This window comes from Microcystis sp. M53598_WE2 (genome assembly GCF_030067735.1).
GTDB lineage: Bacteria > Cyanobacteriota > Cyanobacteriia > Cyanobacteriales > Microcystaceae > Microcystis > Microcystis aeruginosa.
Map to the genome: position 1 here is coordinate 1 of NZ_JASJFE010000272.1, position 6,735 is coordinate 6,735.

4 protein-coding genes are annotated in these 6,735 nt (G+C 42.5%); 1 reads left to right on the plus strand and 3 read right to left on the minus strand.

Annotation, left to right across the window (positions count from 1 at the left end):
* From PX636_RS05715 to PX636_RS05725, 3 genes are all read right to left on the minus strand, one after another.
* Nucleotides 1-2,658: CHAT domain-containing protein (locus PX636_RS05715; protein ID WP_288116460.1), on the minus strand; the 2,658-nt coding region annotated here is incomplete at its 3' end.
* Nucleotides 2,659-2,807: 149 nt separating this feature from the next.
* The gene (locus tag PX636_RS05720; protein ID WP_288116461.1) at nt 2,808-3,299 is read right to left on the minus strand and encodes a DUF4384 domain-containing protein; all 492 of its coding nucleotides are present in this window, start codon (nt 3,297-3,299) and stop codon (nt 2,808-2,810) included.
* On the minus strand, nt 3,278-5,203 hold the full coding sequence (locus PX636_RS05725) for a caspase family protein (RefSeq protein WP_288116462.1): 1,926 nt from the start codon (nt 5,201-5,203) through the stop codon (nt 3,278-3,280). Before PX636_RS05725 ends, PX636_RS05720 begins: the two co-directional genes overlap by 22 nt.
* 608 nt (nt 5,204-5,811) lie before the next feature.
* On the opposite strand from PX636_RS05725, the gene PX636_RS05730 reads away from it, so the two are divergent.
* On the plus strand, nt 5,812-6,654 hold the full coding sequence (locus PX636_RS05730) for a methyltransferase domain-containing protein (protein ID WP_288116463.1): 843 nt from the start codon (nt 5,812-5,814) through the stop codon (nt 6,652-6,654).
* Nucleotides 6,655-6,735 lie beyond the last annotated feature (81 nt).

The window sequence follows — 6,735 nt, forward strand, 5'->3', positions numbered from 1 at the left end:
ATCTTTCGGATTAGGATGGTTTTTCATGGTGGTTAACATTGCCTGTCGCAACGCCTGGGCCTTATCTAGTTTTTTCTCTTGCCAATTGCGATAAAATTCAGTCATTAAACTTGCTGTAGGTGCATCGGGAACTGACCATAAAGAAACAATAATACTTGGCACTCCTGCGGTAATTAAAGAACGGGATAATCCGATTACACCATCTCCAGTAATGCGTCCCCTTCCCGTATCGCAAGCACTTAAAACCACTAATTCCGCATTCAGTTTTAAGTCGAGAATTTCATCAGCAGTAAGTAAACCATTATCATTACCAGAAGGTGCAAGAGCGATCGCACCGGGTACTCCTAATCCTTTAAAATCATCTAATAAACCATGGGTTGCTAGATGAATAATTCTGGCTTGAGGTAATTGGGAAAGGATAGCTTTTTTAGTGGCTTGGTTGCCTGTTAAAGCTTTAGTATTGAGTAGTTTAGCAATAGTAATAGCTTCGTTTTCTGCTGCTGGTAAGGGATTAAGTTGTTCTGGTGGTTCGCCAATTTTGATAGTTACTTTTGGCATGGTAGGATTGCCGACAACGACAAGTCCTTTCGGGTTAGCTTGTTGAACTTTTACTCGTTGTTTTTGGGTTAAGTCTAACACTTGAATGGCGGGTGCAGTGAGAATTGTGTGTTTTTCAATTAGGTATTTGCCATTAGCATCTTGTAAAGCAGGAAAAGGTACTAAAAAGAGTTCTCCTTGAGGCATGAAAATAACATGAGCGTTAGGATCGGTGGGGAGTAAATCCGCAATAGGTTCTATAAGTAATTTGTGGAGTTGTTTTAATTGATTTTTTGCTTCAGAGTCATCAAGCGGCACTACTTCGATACTACTTCTTCCCCTAACTCCGATTGATTGGCGAGTGCTAGTAACAAAATTTTCTAGAGAGGTATTGAAGAATTGTTGCAGATTTACTTGTCGAAATTCTACTTGACCCGTTGGTTGAACAACCCAAATATATAGGTTCAAATCATTATTTTCCCCAACAATTGAATATTCAACAAGGGTGGCATTTTGCTCCTTAGCAATTTTTTGGATTTGCTGAATACTCGGAGATTCAGGAGAAGGTTGCTTATCCGGATTATCTGATATTTTTCTAGCTAATAGTTCGACAAAAGCCCTAGCTCTGCCTCTTTCGGCAATCTCAAGAGCCTGATTCATTTTTTGTTGAGCAATCAAGACTTCTTGTAACATACGATAGCTGGAAGTCTGCCTCTCAAAGATAGAGACTTTATCAGTATCAGTTAAGTCTTGTCGTCGCACGGATTCAAAAACCTTAACAGCATCAAAAAGGTATCTTTCAGCCTTTTCATATTCTCTTATATTGCCGTAAAGTCCTCCAATATTGTTGAGAATGATACCTTCTTCAGCAGGAGCACCCACTTTTTGTATAATTCCCAAAGCTTGTTGGTAGGATTCTAAGGCTTTGGGGTATTCTCTCCGATTGCGGTAAATTTCTCCGATATTGTTGAGAGTTTTGCCTTCTCCAGTGCGATCATTCATTTCTCGCTCAATTGTTAAAGCCTGCTGGTAGTATTCTAATGCTTTGGGGTAATCTCTCATATTGCCGTAAACTGCCCCAATATTATTGAGAGTTTTGCCTTCTCCAGTGCGATCGGGCAATTCTTGGAAAATTGTCAAGGCTTGCTTGTAATATTCTAAAGCCTTTTCCAAAGCCTTAGGGTATTGTTCCTGACTGCGATAAACTAACCCAATATTATTAAGAGTTTTTCCTTCTCCAGCGCGATCACCCACTTCTTGCAAAATTGCCAAAGCTTGCTGGTAATATTTTAAAGCATCGGGATACTGTCCCAGCTCTTGGTAAATTTCCCCCATATTGCTGCGAGTGATTCCTTCTCCAGTGCGATCGGGCAATTCTTGGAAAATTGTCAAGGCTTGCTGGTAATATTTCAAGGCTTGAGAGTATTGTCCCTGACTGTGGTAAACTCCCCCCATATTATTGAGAATTCTTCCTTCCACAAGGCGATCAACCGCTTTTTCTATAATCGCTAAGGCTTGCTGGAAAGAGTCTAAAGCATCGGGGTACTGTCCCAAATTGCGGTAAACTAACCCGATATTGTTGAGGATGTTTCCTTCTCCAGCAAGATCGCGCAATTCTCGTTTAATGGGCAAAGCTTTCTGGTAGTATTCTAAAGCCTTGGCATAGTTTCCCAATTTGTCGTAAACTGCGCCAATATTGTTAAAGGTAAAGCCTTCCCAAGATCGATTTTTCACTTCTTGAAAAATCGGTAAGGCCTGTTGGTAGTATTCTAATGCTTGAGGGTACTGTCCTTGGTTCCAATGAACGAACCCAAACCCGTGAAGAGTGATACCTTCTCCATTGCGATCATTCACTTCTCGCGTAATTGGTAAGGCTTGTTGATAGTATTCTAACGCTTTAGAGTGCTGTCCCAAATTCTCGTAAACTCCCCCAAGATTGTAGAGAACTTTTGCTTCCGAAGGACGATCACCGATCTCTTGAAATATCGTTAACGCTTTCTCCCAAGATTCAATTGCGGCTGGATATTGATTGGTTTGATATTGCTGAATTCCTTGTTGTATCAGTCTATCAGTTTCCGCTTTCCTGTCCGATTGGGTTTGCGCCAAAGCTGAAGAAGTCAACGACACCCAGAATGCAGGAATAGTAACTGTCCCTGTTATAGCGAGAAAAGTAAGAAACAAGTATATCAATCTTTGTGATTTTGTTATATCATTTTTGCGGTAATTCATGGCTATATAATTGTAGGATTTACTAATATAAAATTAAAAGGTTAGCGCCTGGGATCAGTAACCTCAAAACTAATCGACATAGCAGCCATCTGTCGAGTATCAATCTGACGCACTCTTGAATTAGAAACTGTCCCACTTCTCCGACTACCCCCATCTAAATCATCCAGAAGGCTAGAAATCGCCTCATCCGGCTGAGTTAAATCTATAGGTGTCCCTCTCAGATTATCCCCCCTCTCTGTAGCTAAAACCGGCAACAATTCCACAGCTTTGGTTAAAGGAGTAGTAGTAGCAATAACCAACACTTCCGCTATTCCCGTTTCACCCGCTACCTTAAATTTATACCTTTCCCCTCGATTTCGATCGGGAATCTGAATTTTTTCCCCCGGAGTCACAGGAGAATTATCTCCCGTCCCCGGTAAAGGCGAAAGCACGGTAAGCGTCCCATCTACGCTAATAAGTAAAACAGTAATAAGTAGTCGTGCAAAATTAATTTCTTGGTTAGGATAGGCAATCATGCCAAAGGCAAAAGACAAGAGCTAGTGAGATATGTGTAATTAATTTTGCCTAGGGACTTATAGAGAGGAACTAACTCGTTATTTTGTACGAGAAATTGTACTTGAGTCCCCTGCTTGATTTTTTGCGCGTTACTGGTTAAACCGCGCACCCCTCTGTTTTGACTGAAACTGCCTGACTTTGCACCCCTAACCGTAAACGATTCTGCCACCAATTGGCCACCATCTACCGCTTCCATCGCCGCAGCTACACTCAAGCGAGAGGAAGTCGCATTGAGGGTTAGCTTGACTAACCTCGCTGCTAACAAGGATTTTAGTTTCGCTTGCAATCGTTTGACTCCATCAGTTACACTTTCTCCTGAAATCCCAGCTGAACCCGGAATCAGATCCGCAGCCAGAGAAAATAGAGCCAGACTACCTATTTCTGGTAAGGGAGTCACTTTAAGTTTCTGCAATTGTTGATAGTAAGCGGGAGTCACTCGACCCAGAATATAGTGGATATCTGTCTCATCTGAGGAAACCGCTTCGATGGATTTAATCCCTTGTAAAGCTTGCTTGGCTGCTGCTTGTTCCTGTCCTAAGGAAGCATCTAAGGCAATTCGGAGAGTTAAATTACTGGGAATGGCCCGCAATCGCTCTTGAAGTAGAGTCCCGGAAGCAATATTATCTCTTGTCTGCATCAGTTTCCCTTTAGCTGTCAACTCTTGACGGGACTCTATCTGAACTTGACCTCGTTCTTTCCCTTCCCCATCCACTAAAGTTAAAATTGCCCCCCGACCGAATGCTGCTAAGGTACGCGGATCGATCCCTCCCAAAAACAGATCCACCCGATTTCCCTGCACTTGAGTGACCACAGCTTCAGCAGGGATTTTCTGATCTGGTTTGAGAAAATAAACCGCTTGCTGGCTGTTGTTACTTCCCTCCCTAGTATTAAATTCCGGTTGCTGTAATAAACCAGCCGTCGGGAAATATTCCCGTAAAATGCGATCGGTAGTAGCCGTCGCACTTATCATTACTTGACTAACTGAATCGCCTCCGGTTTGCTGCCAGAGATAGCGAGTCAAGGTATATGTAAAGATACCGGCAGCCGTATCGCCAAAGGAAGCATCGATCGCCGCTTGGTCATTTCTAGCAGCCGCGAGCATTATGCCTTTGGGAACGCCTTTTTTTCGCTCTGTGGCCAAGTCTGAAGCGGTCAAGTTGAGTCTGGACATCAGTTGTTTTTGATATTCCTGTTCCTGGGGACTTGCTAACAGTTGGATGTTAGAGTTTTCAGTCCGGTTTAACTCCTTTAACTCCCGATTTCCAGGGCGAGATCGCACTGTTAAGATGCCTTTTCTTGCCCCTCCAGAGTGACAACTATCCAGAACAAAAGTGACATTTTCTGTATTAATTGCTTGCATTAACAACCACAAAGTATGACCTGTAATATCATTAACTTTTCCTCCTTTATTGGGATAACCTGGAGGCAGAATGCTATCAACAGGAACAATCGTGCTAACTTGCCCATCTTGAAAAATTTGATCGGGATCAAAAACTTGAGAACCATGACCAGAAAAGTGAAAAACTACCACATCACCGGGTTGCGCCCATTGAATTAAATGCTCTTCAAACGCTTGTAGGATATTCTCACGAGTTGCTTCATGATCAGTTAAAAGCAAGATTTGATCGGACTGAAATCCAAAACGGTGAATGAGTAATTCCTGTTGTAGTTTGACATCATTGACTGCGCCTTCAAGGGCTATCCATCTAGTATCGGGGTAATTATTAACACCCACTAATAATGCCCGTTTACGAGGTGTATTCTCTGCCAGTACGCTACGATAAAGAATGGCTCGCTGTTTCAATTCCAACTGGCTCAATCCTAAAGTTGCTAATAAAGAACCAGTCAGGGATAGTAATTGCCTACGCTTAATTCTAGTCATAAAATTTCCCTACCTATTTAATACTACCAAATCTTGATACTGAAAGCATTTATTATTGTGATTTTGGGGGAATTTGCCCGGCCGTTAAGGTGACAATTTAGCCATCTTTTAAAATGCTGATAGACTCTCCTAGATCGCTATTCTCACACCAGCATCGATTTTCTGATGCAGTTCTGTTAAGGTGGATTCAGTCATTTGAGTTACAGATAGATAATCCAAGTATCGCATAAGGGTAAATACAACTGGGTCACGTTAATAAGCTAAGACGCATTTAAACCGCTTATTCTTAGATTAGCCGAACCTCCCCCAATCCCTTTACTGTTGCCTTTTGCCTCTTGCCTTTTGCCTCGTCTCAACAAGCAATTTAAATTACGAACAGCTTACGTCCCCGCTCATAACGACGACGAACCACATCTTCGGGAATATTATGCCACTGGCTACCTTTCTGTCAACTCTCTCTAAAGACTGATGATTTCCTCCTCTTCTTTTGTGTGTACTTTGTCCGCCTAAATCTTTTAAACTAGAAACATCGGAACTCAATACTGGAGAAACTTCTTATGTCGGAAACCTCTTATCTTTAATTCCACCCACTTACTTAGGAAATCACCATGGAACTTGAGCAACGAATAGCCGATTTTTATGACTCCTCTAGTGGACTGTGGGAAAGGATTTGGGGCGAACATATGCACCATGGTTACTACGGTCGCGGTGGCAAGATTAAACTCGATCGCCGTCAGGCACAAATTGATTTAATAGAAGAATTATTAACTTGGGGTGGTGTCACCGGCGCTAATCAGATTCTCGATGTGGGTTGTGGTATTGGTGGCAGTAGCCTTTATCTGGCCGAAAAATTTCACAGCCAAGCGGTGGGGATTACCCTTTCCCCGGTACAAGCCGCTAGAGCCAGCCAAAGAGCGCAAGAGTTCAATTTAGAAGAAAAAGTCAGTTTTTGTGTGGCTGATGCCCTAAAAACCCCTTTTCCTGAGAATAATTTTGATCTGGTCTGGTCATTGGAAAGTGGCGAACATATGCCCGATAAAAGGCAATTTCTGCGGGAATGTTATCGGGTTTTGCAGCCCGGGGGGACTTTTTTGATGGCCACTTGGTGTCATCGTCCCACCACTTCCCTGGCTGGTAATTTAACGGAAGGGGAGATTAAACTATTAAACGAGATTTATCAGGTTTATTGTCTCCCCTATGTGATTTCTTTGCCAGAATACGCCGATATTGCCCGTGAAATTGGCTTTCAAGACCTAAAAACCGATGATTGGTCCCTATCGGTGGCCGCTTTTTGGGATGTGGTGATTGACTCGGCCCTAACCACAGATGCGATCGCTGGTTGGTTAGCAAGCGGTTACACTACTATCCAAGGAGCTTTATCTTTAGGGTTAATGCGGCGCGGTTACGAGTCGGGTTTAATTCGTTTTGGCTTACTGCAAGGGAAAAAATAAAGGCCGATCTCTCCATTTCCTTTTAACAAAACTTAACAATTATTGGCAAAATTTTGCTTGCTTTTGTGGGGAGATTTTGAG

Bases quoted from the DNA above. Each gene is read 5' to 3' on its own strand.
- PX636_RS05725 (WP_288116462.1), bottom strand. From the start codon at position 5,203: ATGACTAGAATTAAGCGTAGGCAATTACTATCCCTGACTGGTTCTTTA.
- PX636_RS05730 (WP_288116463.1), top strand. From the start codon at position 5,812: ATGGAACTTGAGCAACGAATAGCCGATTTTTATGACTCCTCTAGTGGA.